Annotated in this window: 15 protein-coding genes; 8 read left to right on the top strand and 7 right to left on the bottom strand. The window is 73.5% G+C overall.

Annotated features, from left to right (window positions below):
- The first annotated feature begins 3 nt into the window (after window positions 1-3).
- The 3 genes from msrB to D7294_RS24800 all read left to right on the top strand — a co-directional run bounded on the left by msrB (window position 4) and on the right by D7294_RS24800 (window position 2565).
- Window positions 4-420, top strand: coding sequence for a peptide-methionine (R)-S-oxide reductase MsrB (gene msrB, locus D7294_RS24810; protein WP_120683492.1), 417 nt, complete (start codon window positions 4-6; stop codon window positions 418-420).
- 359 nt (window positions 421-779) lie between these two features.
- Entirely contained in the window at window positions 780-1802 is a 1023-nt protein-coding gene (locus tag D7294_RS24805) for a LacI family DNA-binding transcriptional regulator (RefSeq protein WP_120683490.1), read from the top strand.
- Between the two features lie 139 nt (window positions 1803-1941).
- Window positions 1942-2565 carry a LysE family translocator gene (locus D7294_RS24800; protein ID WP_120683489.1) on the top strand — a complete coding sequence of 208 codons (624 nt, stop codon included), beginning with the start codon at window positions 1942-1944 and terminating at the stop codon, window positions 2563-2565.
- A 74-nt stretch (window positions 2566-2639) separates the two neighbouring features.
- Here the strand turns inward: D7294_RS24800 and D7294_RS24795 are convergent, their stop codons facing one another.
- The 3 genes from D7294_RS24795 to D7294_RS24785 are packed head-to-tail and all read right to left on the bottom strand — an operon-like array spanning window position 2640 to window position 3951.
- Window positions 2640-2843 (bottom strand): DUF397 domain-containing protein, encoded by a 204-nt coding sequence (locus D7294_RS24795; RefSeq protein ID WP_120683487.1) that lies wholly within the window; start codon window positions 2841-2843, stop codon window positions 2640-2642.
- Between the two features lie 30 nt (window positions 2844-2873).
- Window positions 2874-3077: a DUF397 domain-containing protein gene (locus D7294_RS24790; RefSeq protein ID WP_120683485.1), complete on the bottom strand. Its 204-nt coding sequence runs from the start codon at window positions 3075-3077 to the stop codon at window positions 2874-2876.
- Complete coding sequence (locus tag D7294_RS24785; protein WP_120683483.1) at window positions 3064-3951, bottom strand: helix-turn-helix domain-containing protein; 888 nt, start codon at window positions 3949-3951, stop codon at window positions 3064-3066. Before D7294_RS24785 ends, D7294_RS24790 begins: the two co-directional genes overlap by 14 nt.
- Before the next feature lie 403 nt (window positions 3952-4354).
- Here D7294_RS24785 and D7294_RS24780 point away from each other — a divergent pair, with 403 nt between their 5' ends.
- Both D7294_RS24780 and D7294_RS24775 read left to right on the top strand, forming a co-directional pair.
- Window positions 4355-5017, top strand: coding sequence for a hypothetical protein (locus D7294_RS24780; protein WP_120683481.1), 663 nt, complete (start codon window positions 4355-4357; stop codon window positions 5015-5017).
- Window positions 5018-5127: 110 nt separating this feature from the next.
- A complete protein-coding gene (locus D7294_RS24775; RefSeq protein WP_120683589.1) occupies window positions 5128-5760 on the top strand; it encodes a DUF1707 SHOCT-like domain-containing protein in 633 nt (210 codons plus the stop codon).
- 141 nt (window positions 5761-5901) lie between these two features.
- On the opposite strand, the gene treZ is transcribed toward D7294_RS24775, so the two are convergent.
- From treZ to D7294_RS24750, 4 genes are all read right to left on the bottom strand, one after another.
- On the bottom strand, window positions 5902-7893 hold the full coding sequence (gene treZ, locus D7294_RS24765; protein ID WP_174248431.1) for a malto-oligosyltrehalose trehalohydrolase: 1992 nt from the start codon (window positions 7891-7893) through the stop codon (window positions 5902-5904).
- 239 nt (window positions 7894-8132) lie between these two features.
- Window positions 8133-9053 carry a GNAT family N-acetyltransferase gene (locus D7294_RS24760; protein ID WP_120683479.1) on the bottom strand — a complete coding sequence of 307 codons (921 nt, stop codon included), beginning with the start codon at window positions 9051-9053 and terminating at the stop codon, window positions 8133-8135.
- A 238-nt stretch (window positions 9054-9291) separates the two neighbouring features.
- Window positions 9292-10770 carry an RICIN domain-containing protein gene (locus tag D7294_RS24755; protein ID WP_120683477.1) on the bottom strand — a complete coding sequence of 493 codons (1479 nt, stop codon included), beginning with the start codon at window positions 10768-10770 and terminating at the stop codon, window positions 9292-9294.
- A 23-nt stretch (window positions 10771-10793) separates the two neighbouring features.
- Complete coding sequence (locus tag D7294_RS24750) at window positions 10794-12194, bottom strand: pectinesterase family protein (protein WP_206619562.1); 1401 nt, start codon at window positions 12192-12194, stop codon at window positions 10794-10796.
- Between the two features lie 416 nt (window positions 12195-12610).
- On the opposite strand from D7294_RS24750, the gene D7294_RS33440 reads away from it, so the two are divergent.
- The 3 genes from D7294_RS33440 (at window position 12611) to D7294_RS24730 (ending at window position 16609) form a co-directional block, all read left to right on the top strand.
- A complete protein-coding gene (locus tag D7294_RS33440; protein WP_241562600.1) occupies window positions 12611-15115 on the top strand; it encodes a serine/threonine-protein kinase in 2505 nt (834 codons plus the stop codon).
- 141 nt (window positions 15116-15256) lie between these two features.
- Complete coding sequence (locus D7294_RS24735; RefSeq protein ID WP_120683583.1) at window positions 15257-15838, top strand: sugar O-acetyltransferase; 582 nt, start codon at window positions 15257-15259, stop codon at window positions 15836-15838.
- 165 nt (window positions 15839-16003) lie between these two features.
- Window positions 16004-16609 (top strand): hypothetical protein, encoded by a 606-nt coding sequence (locus D7294_RS24730; RefSeq protein WP_120683475.1) that lies wholly within the window; start codon window positions 16004-16006, stop codon window positions 16607-16609.
- Window positions 16610-16687 lie beyond the last annotated feature (78 nt).

The raw sequence follows: 16687 nt of genomic DNA, 5'->3' as shown, positions 1-16687 counted from the left end.
CGCATGGGATACAAGATCGAGAAGTCCGAGGAGCAGTGGCGCGAGGAGCTCGGCGAGGACGCCTACCACGTGCTGCGCGAGGCGGGCACCGAGCGCGCGTTCACCGGCGAGTACACCGACACCAAGACGGTCGGCGTCTACCACTGCCGCGCCTGCGGGGCCGAGCTCTTCCGCTCCTCGACCAAGTTCGAGTCGCACTGCGGCTGGCCCTCCTTCTACGACCCGGCCGACACCGACGCGGTGGAGACCAGGCCCGACCACTCCATCCCGGGCCGCCCCCGCACCGAGGTCCGGTGCGCCACCTGCGGCTCCCACCTCGGGCACGTCTTCGAGGGCGAGGGCTACGGGACGCCCACCGACCTGCGGTACTGCATCAACTCGATCGCCCTCACGCTGACCCCGGCCGACGCCGAGTCCTGAGGGCCGCGGCCCGGGGCCGCCGGGCCGCGCGGGGGCGAGGCCCGCGCACCCGGCCCGCGGCGCCGGGTGCGGTGCGGTGCGGTGCCGCTTTTGCGGTGCGGTGCCGCGTGGGGCGGCACCGGTCCCGGTGCGGCCCTTGGGGTGCGGTGCCGCTCGCGGCCGTATGGGTGCCGCTCCCGCTGCGGTGCCGTTCGCGCTGCGCCGCCGCTCCCGGTGCCCGGGCACGATCGCGGCGGCGGGGTGCGCGGGGTGGCCGCCGGGGGGCCTGAGGCTAAGGTGTGGCGGGTGAACAGCCAAGCCGCCAAGGGCACATCCGCCGGCCGGCGGGCCGGGCCGAGACCGGACGGAGCGCGGTCGACGTGGCCGTGACGATCCGCGACGTCGCCCAGGCCGCCGGCGTGCACATCTCCACCGTCTCCCGCGCCTTCTCCGGCTCGCACCTCGTGAAGGCCGAGACCCGCGAACGCGTCCTCGCCGCCGCGGCCGAGCTCGGCTACCGGCCCAACCAGACGGCCCGTGCCCTCACCACCGGCCGTACCCAGAACATCGGCCTCATCGTGGCCGACATCGCCAACCCCTTCTTCCCGCCGCTGATCAAGTCCGCCCAGTCGCGGGCCCGCCTGTGCAGCTACCAGGTCTTCGTCGCCGACACCGACGAGGACCCGCGGGCGGAAGAGGAACTGCTGCGGACGCTGGCCCGGCAGGTGGACGGCCTGGTGCTGGTCAGCCCTCGGCTGGCCAACGAGGAGATCGCCGCGCTGGGCGGCGAGGTGCCGCTGGTGCTGGTCAACCGGCGCGTTCCCGGCCTGTGTGCGGTGCTGATGGATGTGGCGCACGGCGCCGCCCTCGCCGTCGAGCACCTCGCGGGGCTCGGGCACCGCCGCCTGCTGCTCGCGGGCGGCCCGCGCAACTCGTGGACGAGCGCCGAGATGCGGCGGGCCGCGGAGGCCGCCGCGGCCGGGCGGGGTCTGGAGATGACGCTCTTCGCCCCCAACTCGCCCACGGAGCAGGGCGGGATAGCGGCGGCCAGGGCGGTCGTCGAGGCCCGGGCCACGGCCGTGATCGCCTACAACGACCTGGTCGCGGTCGGCCTCATCGAGGGCCTGGACGCGCTGGGCGTGGCCGTGCCCGAGGAGGTGAGCGTGGTGGGCATCGACGACACCGTGGTCGGGCGGCTGAACCGGCCCCGGCTGACCACGGTCGCCATGCCGACGGCGGCCGCGGGGCGCGCCGCGGTGGACCTGCTGATCCAGGCCGTGGAGGCGAAGGACGCGGACCAGGCGACGGCCGAGACCACCCTCGGCACCTCGCTCGTGGTACGCGACTCCACGGCGCCCGCGCCGAGGCCGGAACCCGCGGCCGACGCGCCCCCCGCCGCCTGAGCCCGCTCGTCGCCTGGGCCTCCGCCGCCTGAGCCCGCGCGGCGGGGAAAGCCCCGGGCGGGGCGGGCGGAGGCACGCCGCCGGGCGGCGGGGAAAAAGGGGTGGTGCCCCGCCCCGGCCCGTCGCCAGGATGGGGCGCATGGGGAGTGAACTGGTTGCGTTTCTCGGTGCCTGCACGCTGATAGCCGCGGCCCCCGGGCCGAGCACGGTCCTCATCATCCGCAACTCGCTGCGCGGCCGAAGGCCCGGCATTTTCACCGTGTTCGGCAACGAGACGGGCGTCTTCCTGTGGGGCCTGTTCGCGGCCTTCGGGCTGACCGCCCTGCTCGACGCCTCACGGCTGGCGTACGACATCTTCCGGCTCGTCGGCGCGGTGGTCCTGGTGGGCTTCGGCATCCAGACCCTGCGCGCCGCCCGCCGCGCCGGCGAGGAGAGCCTGGAGACGGCGCAGCCCCAGACCCCCCTCTCCGCGGCCCGCGCCTACCGGGCGGGCCTGCTGCTGAACCTCGCCAACCCCAAGGCCGGCATCTTCGCCATGGCCTTCCTGCCGCAGTTCGTGCCCCAGGGGGCGCCGCACCTGACGACGATGGTGGGCCTCGCGGCGCTGTGGGCGGTCTTCGAGACCGGCTACTACGCGACGTACGTCTGGGGCGTGGGCCGCCTGCGGGCCGTCCTCTCCCGCCCCGGCGTCCGCCGCCGCCTCGAACAGATCTCCGGTACGGTCCTCATCGCCCTCGCCGCCCGCCTGGCCGCGGAGGGTTGAGGCTGCCTTGCCGGCGTGCGTGCCTGCGCCCCCGCCCTCGTCCGGTGGGGAGGGCGGGGGTTTGGGGTCGGCCGTCAGCCGCGGTCGTCGTTCTTCAGCGTGGTGAGGAATGTGTTCCACGCGTGGGTGGTGAAGGTGAGGACGGCGCCGGCGTCGTCCTTGCTGTCGCGGACGGGTACCGCACCGGGCACCCCGCGGGCGGCCTCGACGCATTCCCCGTTGCCGTTGCTGTAGCTGGACGTGAACCACTGGGCGTTGCGTAGATCAACCGTGTTCATGGCTCCCTGCCGTTCGGCGAGTTGCTGGTATCAGCTGGGTTCGTCGTTCTTGAGCGTGGTGAGGAATGTGTTCCACGCGTGGGTGGTGAAGGTGAGGACGGGGCCGGTGGTGTCCTTGCTGTCGCGGACGGGTACCGCGCCGGGTGCGCCGCGGGCGGCCTGGACGCAGTTGCCGTTGCCGTTGCTGTAACTCGAAGTGAACCACTTGGGGTTAACTCGATCAACCGCGTTCATGGCTCCCTGCTACTTCAGCGATCAGACGTTGGGATGCCTGTTCATCCAGCGCTGCCTTGCAGATTCCCTCGAACGCATCGTCGTATTGCTGGACCTCCTTGGGCTTGTCGAGGTAGAGGCTGCCGGTGTAGCCGTCGGCGTAGACCGTCGGTGGCTCGGAGTCGTGGCCCTCCCCGTTGGCCGGGAACCGGAGGATGACGAACGGGCCCGCAACCACGCCCGGGTGCGCTCCTGCCGAGAAGGGGACCACTCGGATCGTCACGTTGGGGAGTTCGGACATGTAGACGAGATGTGCCAGCTGCGCATGCATCACGGCAGATCCGCCGATAGGCCGCCGCAGGATCGCCTCGCTCAGCAGGGCGCGGAACGTGGGCGGCGCCGTGCTTCGCGTGAGGAGTGCCTGGCGCTCTACGCGGAGCCGGACGCGTCCCTCAAGGGCCTGCTCGTCGATTTCCTTGAGGTGAGTTCTGATGATCTCCCGCGCGTATCCCTCCGTTTGCAGAAGTCCCGGCACGACGTCATTTCCGTAGAAGGAGAGACTCGCCGCTGCCTCTTCCAACCCGACGTAAACATCGAAGCCTTCCGGGATGATGTCGCCGTAGCTGTGCCACCAGCCTCGGGCCTTTGTCTCCTTGGCCAGGGCCATGAGCGCTTTCGTGAGGTCGGGTGGCGCGCCGTAGATGCCGCACATCGCCTGGACGTCGAAGCTCCGCAGGCTGGTCTGCCCCGTCTCGATGCGCCAGATCTTCGGCTCCGACCATTCGAGCGCATGTGCTGCCGCCCGCACGGTCATTCGCGCTTTGCCGCGTAGATCGCGGAGGTGGCGGCCGAGTTGCCGCCTCGGCACCGTCGAACCCGTCGTGCCCTCTGCCATGCGTCTTCCCCTTGGTCTCCTGTGTGAAGGGCGGCAAGGCCCCGGAATGTAATGGCGTGTTGACTCACTCCGCAATGCCATACGGGCGTTCGAAAAGAAAGAAACGTAACAGCGGAATGAAGTCTTGCATCGCGTACCAGCGAAAGGCACTCTAATGCCGTCGGTAGCCGACCGTGTCAACTTCACGACATTCCGTGGTGGTTGCCGCGGTGTCCTGCGGCGCCCGACATCAACCGCCGGACGAACAGCGGCAGGTGACGCATCTCGTGAGTACGACCTCGCGGCCCGAACCCGCGAAAGAGGGGACGCCGTCGCGTCCCGTGCAGCCGGATCTTGATGAATTGGAGCGGAGGTTGGCCGAGTTGACGGAGGCGATTCGCAAGCACCTGGAAGGAAGGGGGCGATGAGCGGGCCCGCCGGGGATCTCGGGGGCGGCGCCCGGGCGTTGCGGACGTGGGGGCCGAAGGGGCTCCCGGTCCCCTACGTCGCGCGGTGGAGCGGGGAGCCGGTCACCGCGGGCGGGCGACTGACCGTGCGGCCGGACGGGCGGGGGCTGGCCTACCGGGACGAGACGCCCGCCGACCGCGACCGGCACGGCGTGCTGTGGGCGCGCATGGTTCACGCGCCAGGGGCGGGGCGCCCCGACTACCGCGTCATGCATCCGGCGCGGCAGCGGCGGGCCATGGGGGAGCGGCTTTGCCAGGTGTGCGGGCGGGAGGCCGGCCGGACCGGGAAGGGCTGGCTGTTTCTCATGCGCCGGCCGGAGGCCGGAGACGAGGTGCCGGGCTGGCCGGAGGGGCTGCTGTGCAGGAAGCCGCCGGTGTGCGCGCCCTGCGCCGAGGTGGCCACCCGGCACTGCCCGCACCTGGAGCCCCCGGTCTTCGTGCGCTGCCGGAAGCCGCGGGTGTGGGGGGTGTTCGGGGGCGCGTTCACGCCGGGGCCGCGCGGCGGGCTGGTCGCGGGGGAGGACGGGTACCTGCCCTACGGGCACCCGGCAGCGCCCTGGTTCCTCGGCAACCAGCTCGTCGTCGAGCTCACCCGCACCACCCGCGTACCGGAGCCGTGAGGGTCCGTCGGCCACCGACCGTTCACGCGGCCGGGCCCGCCTGGGAACGTTTCTTCGGCTGAGTGCCCGGCGAGGGCACTGAGTGCCGCCGCGGACCTATGATCGTGGTCATGGCCGACCACATCCCCGAGCCCACCGCCGACGGCGGGCTCCCCGGGCCCGCCGTTCCCGGCGAGCTGCGTGCCTCCCATGCCGATCGCGAGGCCGTCGTGGAACGGTTGCGGGACGCGGCGGCCGACGGGCGGATCGACCTGGCCGAGCTGGACGAGCGCCTGGAGCGGGCGCTGACCGCCAAGACGCACGGCGAGCTGGACCGCCTCACCGCGGATCTTCCGACGGTGGCCCCGCCCGCGCCCGTCAAGCCGCTGGTGCTCAGGGGCGGGATGCACGGCGTGCGGAAGAACGGGCGCTGGCGCGTTCCCGCGCACATCACCGCCTTCGGCGGCCTCGGCGGCGTCAAGCTCGACTTCACGCACGCGGAATGCCCCTGGCAGGTGGTGGAGGTCGAGGCGAACGGCGAGATGGCGGGGGTGGTCCTCATCGTCCCCGTCGGCTGGGCGGTGGAGACCGACGAGATGAACCCGGGCCTCGGCGGCGTGCGGGACAAGACCGTCTCCGACCGCACGCCGGGGGCGCCCCTGCTGCGGCTGACCGGGAACGGCGGCACGGGGGGCGTCGTGGTGCGGCACCAGAACAGGTGGGAACGCCGCCGGCAGAGCCGGTCCACCCGCGCCGCGGGCTGAGCGCGGGGGAGGTTCCGCGCCGCGCGGGGCGGGCGGCCGGTTGTGGCCTGGCGGTGGTTCGGTGGTGGCCCGGCCGACGGCGGCCGGAAGGCAGTGGTGGCCGGAGGGCAGTGGTGGCGGGGCCGGGGCCGGGGTGCCGGCTCAGCGGTCGGCGGTGCGGAGCCAGACGGCGGCCGACTCGGGGGGAAGCCGCAGCGGCAGCGCGCCGCCCTCCGTCTCGCCCGGTTCCTGGTGGGTCGCCGCCAGGGGCGTGAACTCCCCGGGGCCCAGGGGTGGTTCGGCCCAGGAGGTGGGGGAGAAGTTGACGGCGACGGTCAGCGGGCCGTTGTGCAGGACCAGCCAGGAACCGGCCGCGTCACCCTGGCCGTGCCCCCAGCCGCGCCCTCGCCTGCGGCCCTCGCCTGCTGCCTCGCGGGCCGTTCCGCCGTTCCCCCCGCCGCCCGCGTGGGTGCCACCCGTGCCGCCGCCGCCCGCGCCCGTACCTGTGCCGTCCCCGCCCGCGCCCGTGCCGCCCGCGCCCACGTCGGCCGCCACGCCGGTCTTCGCGCCGGTTTCCGTGGCCGCCTCCCCGTTCGCCTCGTGGCGGGGGACCTCGACCTCCACCTGCGCCATCCGCAGGCCGGGCGGCAGGTGCGCGTGGCGGATGGCGAGCAGGCGGCGGTGCCAGGCGAGCAGCCAGGGCTCCTCGCCCGGCTCCGGCCAGGCCAGGCAGGAACGCTCCCGGGTCGCCGGCGACTGCGGGTCGGGGATCTCGCCGGGGTCCCAGCCGTGGGCGGCGAACTCGCGGCGCCTGCCCTCCCGTACCGCCCGGGCGAGTGCGGGATCGGGGTGGTCGGTGAAGTAGAGCCACGGCGTGCGGGCCCCCCACTCCTCGCCCATGAACAGCATCGGCGTGAACGGCCCGCACAGCACCAGCGCCGCGGCCAGCGCGGCACGGCGTTCCCCGGCGAGGGACACGAGGCGGTCGCCCAGCGCGCGGTTGCCGATCTGGTCGTGCGTCTGGGCGTAGCCGACCAGGCGGTGCGCGGGGGTTGCGCTCCGGTCGAGCGCGCGCCCGTGGGGCCGCCCGCGGAACGAGGAGTACCCGCCGTCGTGGAAGAAGCCGCAGGTCAGCGTCTTCGCCAGGGCGACCTGCGGGTCCGCGGCGAAGTCCGCGTAGTAGCCCTGCGCCTCGCCGGTGAGCGCGGCGTGCAGGGCGTGGTGGAAGTCGTCGTTCCACTGGGCGTGCAGCCCGTGCCCCCCGGCCTCGCGGGGGGCGGTGGTGCGCGGCTGGTTCTGGTCGGACTCGGCGATCAGGAACAGGGGGCGGCCCAGCTCGCCGGCCAGCGCGTCCACCGCGGCGGTCAGCTCGGCCAGGAAGTGCCGCCCGCTGTCGTCCGCGAGCGCGTGGACCGCGTCGAGCCGCAGCCCGTCGAGGCGGTAGTCACGCAGGAAGGCCAGCGCGCTGCCGAGGAAGTACGCCCGCACCTCCTCGTGCCCTGGGCCGTCCAGGTTCACGGCCGCGCCCCAGGGGGTGCGGTGCCGCTCGGTGAAGTAGGGGCCGAACTCGGGCAGCCGGTTCCCCCAGGGGCCCAGGTGGTTGTGCACCACGTCGAGGACGACGCCGAGCCCGAGGCCGTGCGCCGCGTCGACGAACCGCTGCAACCCCTCGGGCCCCCCGTACGGCTCGTGCACGGCCCAGGGCGCCACCCCGTCGTAGCCCCAGCCGTGGCGCCCGGGGAACGGGTTCACCGGCATCAGCTCCACGTGGGTCACGCCGAGCCGCGCCAGGTGCGGCAGGCGCCCGGCCGCCGCCGCGAAGGTGCCCTCGGGGGTGAAGGTGCCGACGTGCAGCTCGTACAGCACCGCGCCGGGCAGCCCGCGCCCCGGCCAAGGGTGCCGCCAGGGGTATTCCTCCAGGGCGGGCACCGCGCCGGGGGCTTCGGGGCCCTCGGGCAGCCACCTGGCCCGCGGGTCGGGCAGCGGCGGACCGCCGTCCAGGGAGAAGGCGTAGCGGTCGCCGGGCGCGGCCGGCGCCTCGGCCCACCACCAGCCATCCGCCCGGCCGGGGGCGTCCGGGCGCATGGCGTGGGACTCCTCGCGCAGGCACAGCGTGACCCGCCGGGCGCGGGGCGCCCACACCTCGAAGCGCATGGCACCATGCTCCGCGCCCGCGGGCCGGGCGGCAATCGCTCCCGGCCCGCCCACGCCACCGGGCCCGGCGGCCATCGCGCCCGGCCCGCAGGCGCCGCCCCCGCGCACGCCGTCCCCGCCCGCCCCGCGCACGCCGTCCCCGCACGCCGCCCCGCGCACGCCGTCCCCGCCGCGCCGGCCGGGGCCACCCGCCGGGGGAAGGGACCGCCGGGGCCGGGCGGCGCGGGGTCGGGACCCGGTCACGGCGGCGTCATGCAGTACCGGTGCTGCACCACCGGGTAGCCCGCCCGGGCGAAGGCCGCCGCCATCGGCGCGTTGCCGACGTCGGTGGCCGCCGCGATCCGGTCCGCGCCCCTGGCCGCCAGGTCGTGGGTGCACTCCGCGAGCAGGTCGTAGCCGTAGCCGTGGCCGCGCTGCCCCGGCACCACCCCCACGAAGCCGACGATCGGCGAGGTCGGGTTGTGCCCGGGCACCTGGATGCCCACCAGCTCGCCGCCCGGCGTGTACGCCAGCCGCCACCACTCGCGCGGCGAGGGGCACCAGCGGAAGAAGTCCAGTTCCTCCCGGGCCGCGAGATCCACGCCGCCGCGCTCCACCGCGCGCCTGGCGTGGGCGTCGAGGGTCGCGCGGTGCACCTGCCGCAGCACGTCGAGGATCACCTCGTCGTCCGGCTCGGGCCGGAACTCCAGGCGCCCCGGCCGCTCCGGCAGCCCGTTCTCCGGCGTCCACAGGTAGCGGTAGCGCTCCACGAGCGGCCGGTAGCCGGCCTCGGCCGCCGCGGAGATCCGCGCCTCGCCGGCCGCCAGGACCGCCGGGTCCTCGCGCCAGCCAGCCGGCAGAAGCAGCTCGTACTCGGCCCGCAGCGGCACGGCGCGCAGCAGCCGGACCCCCGCCTCCCGATCGGTGAAGTCGAACCAGTCCAGCACGGCGGGTTCCGCGTCCTCGGGCCCGCCCCAGAACGCGGCCCTGGCCACCACGGCGCCCTCTCGCAGCGCCACCCAGGTCCACTCGGGCCGGTAGGCGCCGCCCTCGGCGCGGGTCGCGTAGCTGTCGTGCGGGGCGTCGAGCAGCGCGCGGCCGACGAGACCCGGGTCGGGCAGGGAGGTGAAAAGCGGGCGCGCCTCGCCCTCGGCGAGCGCGCGAATGACCAACTCGGTCATGGGGTTCCTTCCGGAAGCGACGCGCTCCCGGGCACCCAGGTCAACGCCCGGTGGACGGGTGGGGGAAGCGCGACGCGGTGTGGGTGGACATCTCGGCCGCCTCCCTTCTCACTCCTCTTGCACGAACGGGCGTGCCGGGCACGTTAGCGCGGGCGCACAGGGCCCGTCCACCGCCTTTTCCCGCAGCGGGGTGTGGGCCCTGGAGCGGGGGCCCACACCCCGGTGGCCTGCGGCCGGGTCAGACGCCGATGTTCGACTGCGGGCCCGCGTAGGTGCGGACCAGGCCGGGAACGTCGGCGGCCGGGTCGAGCGCGTACGCGTAGTAGTCACCCGGGTCGAACGTCGTGCCGTTGGTCTGCTGCTTTCCGGTGCAGCCGACCAGGATGCTGCCGCTCTGGGTCAGCGAGGCGGCGGAAGTGTCGTGGTAGTAGGGGTTGTTCACGTTCTCGTAGTAGCTGTTCTGGATCACCGTCCGCGAGGCGCCGCGCGAAAGGTTCCCGTAGGAGGTGATGTTCTGCATGTAGTTGTTGTAGAGGTGCGCCAGCGCGACGTTGTCGATGCTCGGGTTGCGCTGGTTGGTGTCGTGTATCCAGTTGTGGTGGATCGTCATGCGGGCGGTGACGTTGTCGGTCCAGCCGATGCCGAAGGCCTTGTTGACGTCGCCCAGGACGTTCCAGGACACCGTCAGGTAACTGGTGTCCTTGCGGCTGTCGATCAGGCCGTCGTTCATCCGCTCGATCCTGTTGTGGTCGATCCAGATGTGATCGGCCGTGTCCATCTGGATGCCGTCGAAGTCGTAGACCTTGTCGTCGGGATCGTCGTCGGCCATCTGCGTGTCCCGGATCGTCAGGTTCCTGATGATCACGTTGTGCACGCCCGCGCCGAGGCCGAGGCCGCCGTTGACGAGCTGTCCCGAGGTACCGACGCCGATCAGCGTCTTGTTCGAGGTCACCGGAATCTCGTGCCCGTAGGGCGTGACCGTGATCGCGGCGGCCACCCTGATGACGTACGGGCTGCTTGAGGTGGCGTACTTCACCAGGTCGTCGTAGGTGGTCACGGTCACCGTGCTGCCCGCGGCCCCGCCCGTGGTCCCGCCCCCGGTGGCGGCGAAGCCGTCGGGGGTGTTCGGCCAGGTGCGGCCTCCGCCGTCGCCGACGGGGGAGAAGAACCACTGTGTGTTGCCGTTGTCGGTGCAGGTGTCCTGGACGATGGCGGCGCCGTTGGTGGTGGAGGCGCCCTGGACGGCGATGCACAGGCCGCTCTTCACGCCGGCGATGCGGTAGGTGCCGGTGCCGCTCGCGGTGAGGGTCCACAGCTGGTTGGTCTGTTCGCTGTGGCAGTTCCACTGCTGGAGCCGGGTGCCCGCGGTGGTGGAGCTGTCGGTGACGTCGATGCACTTGCCGCTTTCGGCGTTCTGCAGGAGGTAGCGGCCGGAGCCTGCGGAGACGAGGGTGAACTGCTGCCAGGGGGAGTTCTCGGTGCAGCCCCACTGCTGGAGCTTGACGCCGCTGTCGTGGGAGGCGGCGGGTACGTCGATGCACCGGCCGCCGTTGGTGACCTTCAGCTGGTAGGTGCCACCCGCCGCGGGCACGGCCGTGGGGGAGGCGGTGGCCGCGTTGCCCGGCTGCGCCGCGGGAACGCCCAGCAGCCAGGCGCACAGCGAGAGCACGAGGACGGCGAGCGGAATGCCGCGTCCTTTGATGCGTTGCCTGCTCATGTCTTCTCTCCTGGGGGATGGGGTCAGCCGACGGGGTTCCAGCCGTCGGAGCCGGCCAGGTAGCGCTGCGGGGTGTAGGCGGCCGCCTGGGAGTCGGGCAGCTGCGGCCGGTTGCCGTTGACCGTGGCCCCGGGCCCGGTGTTCCGGTACTCAAGGAAGCGCGCGTTCTCCCAGGAGTTGCCGGACATGTCGCTCCAGGGCTGGGCGGTGGCGATGCTGGCCGAGAGCGAGGACTCGCGGTAGAGGACCTGTGCGTCGGCGCGCCACGGCCGGCCGAGCTGCGTGGTGTTGTTCGTGGCGCCCGTGAGAGAGGAGCGGTAGAAGAGGAAGCCGTAGGTGTTCTCCGCGGGCGTGCTCGCCGCGGTGATCGGCCCGCCCGTGGAGCGCTTCTCGTAGATGTCGCAGTCGCTGAAGACGGCGGTGCCGCCCCCGTAGATGAAGTCGACCGTGCCCTCGATGTAGGAGCCGGTGACGTAGGCCCTGGCGTCGTCGTGGACCTGGAGCGTGTCCTGGTCCCCGAGCAGCCGGACGCCGTCGAGGACGGACCGGTCGGCGTCCAGGTACAGGGCGAGCGCCTGCTGGCCGCTGGGCCTGGTGCTCTCGTCGAAGTCGTTGGAGATGGTCAGGTTCGTGGCCGCGAAGTCGTGCCCCTGGGCGACCACCGTGGCGCTGCCCGCCGTGCCGTACTCGCCGGCGCTGTAGTTGTTGACGATCAGCACGTCGTCGGGCGAGTCGCCCATGCCCTGGAGCGTGATGTAGGGCTTGTTCGAGGGGACGGTCACCTTCTCCCGGTAGGTGCCGGCCTTGATGGTGAGGGTCACCCGGCTGGAGTTGCCGGTGCCCACCGCGTCGATCGCCGCCTGCACGGTCCGGTAGGTGCCGGTCCCGTCCGCGGCCACCGTGTACGGGCCGCCGGCGCCGCCGACGGGGCTGAAGAGCCACTGCTTGTTGCTGTTGTCGGTGCAGGTGTCCTGGATGATGGCGGCGCCGTTGGTGGTGGAGGCGCCCTGGACGGCGATGCACAGGCCGCTGCTCGCGCTGGTGAGGCGGTAGGTGCCGGTGCCGCTCGCGGTGAGCGACCACTGCTGGTTGGCCTGGCCGGCGGCGCAGCCCCACTGCTGGAGCCGGGTGCCCACCGCGGTGGAGCCGCCGGTGACGTCGATGCACTTGCCGCTTTCGGTGTTCTGCAGGAGGTAGCGGCCGGAGCCTGCGGAGACGAGGGTGAACTGCTGCCAGGGGGAGTTCTCGGTGCAGCCCCACTGCTGGAGCTTGACGCCGCTGTCGTGGGAGGCGGCGGGTACGTCGATGCACCGGCCGCCGTTGGTGACCTTCAGCTGGTAGGTGCCACCCGCCGCGGGCACGGCGGCGCCGGCGCGGCCCGCGAGGGGCGACAGGCCGGCCAGCGTGCTCACGACGGCGAGCACCAGGGCTCCGACCAGGAACGATAGGCGTGGGAGCGGTCCCACTCGGGCGCCTGCCGAGGCCCCGTTGTTCTTGTCGAACACATCACACCTCTGTGGTGGGGGGTTTGCGGGCGACCGGACCGTGCGCGCGTGCGCGAGGGGGCGGCCCGGCGTTCGTCATATCGAACAGAGTTCGAAATGACGCCTGGAACGTAGGATCTGGTCAAGTGCATGTCAATCCCTCGCGTGCTCTGGCGTCATACGAATGTCGTCATCCCTGTCACGGGCCCGGTTCGGCGACCCGCGGGCGGCCCGAAGGCCCCTTGCCCGCCCGCCCGCCCCCTCGCCCGCGGGCCTCGGCACACGGGGGCCGCTCCGGCTACGATGCGCCTGCGGACGGGAACCGTTGCAGTGGGGGAGCGGGGGGATCGGGAACCGTGAACGAGCGTGTGCTTGCCGGGCGTTATCGCCTGCTCCGGCCGCTGGGGCAGGGCGGCATGGGGGAGGTCTTCGAGGCCAGGGACGAGAGCCTCGGCCGGGCCGTCGCCATCAAGGTGATCTCCGTTCTGGCGGGCGCGGGGAGCCGGGGGGACGAGGCGCGGGCGCGTTTCCTGCGGGAGGCGCGGATCACCGCGGCGCTCCAGCACCCCCACATCGTCACCGTGCACGACCTCGGCGAGGCCGTGACCGAGGAGGGCACGACGCCCTTCCTGGTGATGGAACTGCTGCGCGGCGAAGGGCTGGAGGCCGTCCTGGCCCACGGGCCCCTGCACGAGAGGGACGTCGCCGTGTGGGGCGGGCAGATCTGCGGGGCCCTCGCCCACGCCCACGAGGCCGGCGTCCTGCACCGCGACATCAAGCCGGCGAACGTCTTCGTGACCGAGGCGGGCACCGTGAAGGTGCTCGACTTCGGCATCGCGCGCGCCGCCGACCCGGCTGCCGCGGGGGAGGGCAGCGGAGGCATCGCGGGGGGCAGGGTGACGCGCACCGGCTTCATGGTGGGCTCGCCGCCCTACATGGCGCCGGAACAGGCCCGCGGACGCCCGGAGAAGTCAAGCGACCTGTACGCCCTCGGCTGCGTGCTCTTCGAAATGCTCACCGGGCGGCTGCCGTTCGAGTCCCCCGACGCCGTCGGCTACCTGACCGCGCACCTGGCCGACCAGCCCCCCGCCCCGAGCGACCTGGCGCCCGACCTCTACTCCGAGTGGGACGATCTCGTGCTCACCCTCCTCGCCAAGGACCCCCGCTCACGGTACCGCTCGGCGCGGGAACTCGAGGCCGAACTCTGGCTCATGACGGAGGAACTGCGCGACCGGGCGGCCGGGGCAACGGGGAGCGGGCGGGCCGGGACCGCGGGACGCCGGGAGGAAGCGGGGGCCGAGGGGGCCGAGGGGGACGCGCGGGGCGCCGGTTCCGGGTACGTGCCGACCGTCCTGGACCGGGCCGGGCGGGGAAGAGGGGCCGGGACCGGGGGCCCGGACGCCCTGACGGCGGACCTGCCGGGGGCGGGGCCGACGCGATCGCTCGCCGGCGCCTCGGCCACCCCTGCCACCTCCGACGGGTCCGACGGGTCCGACGGGCGTGACGAGTCCGACGCGCCTGCCGCCGCGCCCGTCGTGGAACGCCCCGGCAGGCGCCTCGTGCTGGGCGGCGCGGCCGGGCTGCTCGGGCTGGCCGCGCTGGTCGTCGTGCCCAACCTGCTCGGCCGCGAGCCGGACAAGGACCCCGTCGCCTGGTCGCGCCGGGTCGGCTCCGAGGTGCGCCTGGACGCCGAGCAGGTGCCCGCCGCCCTCGCCGGGGGCCGTTGCTTCGTCGCCGGGCGCACCGGCGAGGAGGTGGACCAGGGGGGTTGCCACCTCAGCGCGCTGGACGCGGCCACCGGCCGGCCGCTGTGGGAGGTGCCCTTCGACACGGACTGGTCCGGCATCAGGCGCCGACCGCAGATCGGGGTCGCCGGGGACACCGTCCTCTTCATGACCGCCGTCACCGAGTCCTTCGCCGCCCGCGTGCACGCGCTGGACGCGGCGAGCGGCGAGGCGTTGTGGGACCGGGCCGTGCTCACCGAGGCGCTCTACCTGCACCGTCCGAGCGGGCTGCTGGTCGTCGCGGACGAGGAGGAGACGGCCGCCCTCGACCCGCGCACCGGCGACACCCGGTGGACCTTCGGCAACGCGGACACGCTCTCCCCCCAGGACATCGCCCTCGCCGGGGACCTGGTGCTCCTGCAGGACCTGTGGACGGCGGTGCGGGCGGAGACCGGCGAGGTGCTCTGGTCCCTGCCCGCCGAGATCACCGCGCCGGTGCACGCGATCGGCGACGACCGCCTGGTCTGCTTCGGCAGCGACCCCGACCCCGACGGCGACGTGGAGGACATCTTCCTCTTCGGCCGCGACGCGGCGACGGGCGAGGTGGTGTGGTCGATGCCGTACCTGTGGGGATACGAGGTCGAGGATCACCTCGACGCCCACTACCGGACGCCGGACGTGCTGGTGGTGGGTGACACCGTGTTCGTGCCCATGGCGGGCGGGGACCGCCTGGAGCCGACCGCCTACGACGGCCGCACCGGAGAGGTGAGGTGGACCTACGGCGGCACCGCGCGCCCCGGGCCCGACGGCGCCGGGCACGCCGTGGCGGGCGGGTACCTGCTGCCGACCGAGGACGGGGCGGTGTTCCTGGACGCCGCCGACGGGGCGGAGCGCTGGCGCGACACGGAGGGAAAGGCGAAGGCGATCACGGTGAGCGGGGGCTACGCCGCGTTCTACCGCACCTCCTCGCGCGGCCTGCTGTCCGACTGGGCCCGGGTCACCCTCGTCGACGTCGAGACCGGACACCCCGTCTGGGAAGGCGAGTTCGAAGAGACGCAGCTCAGCGGCCTGGCCTCGGGCGAGGAGGCGACCGTGCTGCTCGACGCGGGGGCCACCCTGTGGGCCCTGCGCCTGTGACCTGCGCCGCCCGGCGGCCGGGCACGAGGTCCGGCGGGCCCCGCGGCCCGGGCGGCAGCCCGGTCGGAGGCCGGTCGGCGGCCCTTGCGGGGGCAAGGGGGTGGCGCGGACGGCGCGTTGCCTGCGTATACGGTCGTGGCCATGCCGAAGGACTACTTCGCCCAGGACCCGCGCAGCCAGCACGAGCGCATGCTGGCCGGCGACCTCTACATCGCCGACGACCCCGAGATCGCCGTGCGGCAGCAGCGGGCCGCGCGCCTCGCCGCGCGGTACCAGGCCGCCTATGCCGAGGACGCCGGCGCCGCCCGGCCGATCCTGGCCGAACTGCTCGGCCACCTCGGGGAAGAGGCGCACGTGCGGCCGCCGCTGTACGTGGACTACGGCAGCCACCTCTCCATCGGCGCCCGCACCTTCGTCAACTTCAACCTCACCGCCCTGGACGTGGCCGCCGTCACCATCGGCGAGGACTGCCAGATCGGGCCCAACGTGCAACTCCTCACCCCGACCCACCCGCTGGAGGCGGAGCCGCGGCGGGACAAGCTGGAGGCGGCCCGGCCCATCACCCTCGGCGACAACGTGTGGCTCGGCGGCGGCGTGATCGTGCTGCCCGGGGTGACGATCGGCGAGAACAGCGTCATCGGCGCGGGGGCGGTCGTCACCCGGGACATTCCCGCCAACGTGGTCGCGGTCGGCAACCCGGCCCGCGTCGTCCGCCCCCTCTGACCGCTCGCCGCGAACGGGCGGCCGCGCAGTCCGTCTTCACCGGCTGTCCAGACGATCAATGGGCGCGCGCGAGCCGTGTGCTTTGTGTGATCATGATGCGCCGAGGGTGGGGAGTCCCCCCTCGCGGGCTGGGCATCGAAGGACGGTGCCAGAAGGGGAGGAGACATGCGGTTACGCGGCGTGCTCGCGGCGGGGCTGGTGGTGCTGGCGGTGGCCGGTGGGGCGGGGTGTTCCTCGCAGCCGCAGCCGGAGGCGCGGGAAGGCGAGGCGTCCACGTCGGCCTCTGCCGAGGACGGGCAGCCAGGCGCCACGGCCTCCGCGTCCCCCGCGGAAGAAGAGCCGGCGGAGGAGCCGCCGCGGCTTGCGCCGGGGGACACGGTGACCTGGGTGTCCACCCACCCGGAGGATCGTTCGCTCCGGACCGAGTTCTCGCTCACCGTGGAGGGCGTCGATTATGTGCCGGACGACGACGGGGTGTTGGCGCGTCTTCGGCTGACGATTGTCAACCTCGGGCAGGACGAGGGCTGGTTCGCACCCTATGGATACGGTTTCGAGTGGAAGGCGCGCGAGGACGCCTACCCCAGCCTCGGCGCCCTGGAGGAGTCCCCGGCGGGGGAGGAACTCTCCGGCCGGTACCCGCCGGGATTCACGGCCACCGGAGAGGCGGTCCTCCGGATCGGCGGCCCGGGCGGCATCCTCTCCTACGTCGAGGAGACCACGGGCGAGCGGTCGAAGAAGTTCGAGATCCTGCTGCCCGAGGGCGAGGAGTGAGGCCGTGGTTCCCTTCCGGCCGGCCTGGGATCCGCACGTCCTCACCTACGGCCCACCCGCGCTCGGGGACGCGACGGG

The sequence above is a fragment of the Streptomyces hoynatensis genome (genome assembly GCF_003626535.1).
Taxonomy (GTDB): Bacteria; Actinomycetota; Actinomycetes; order Streptomycetales; family Streptomycetaceae; genus Streptomyces; species Streptomyces hoynatensis.
This window is presented reverse-complemented; position numbering and strand designations above follow the sequence as displayed.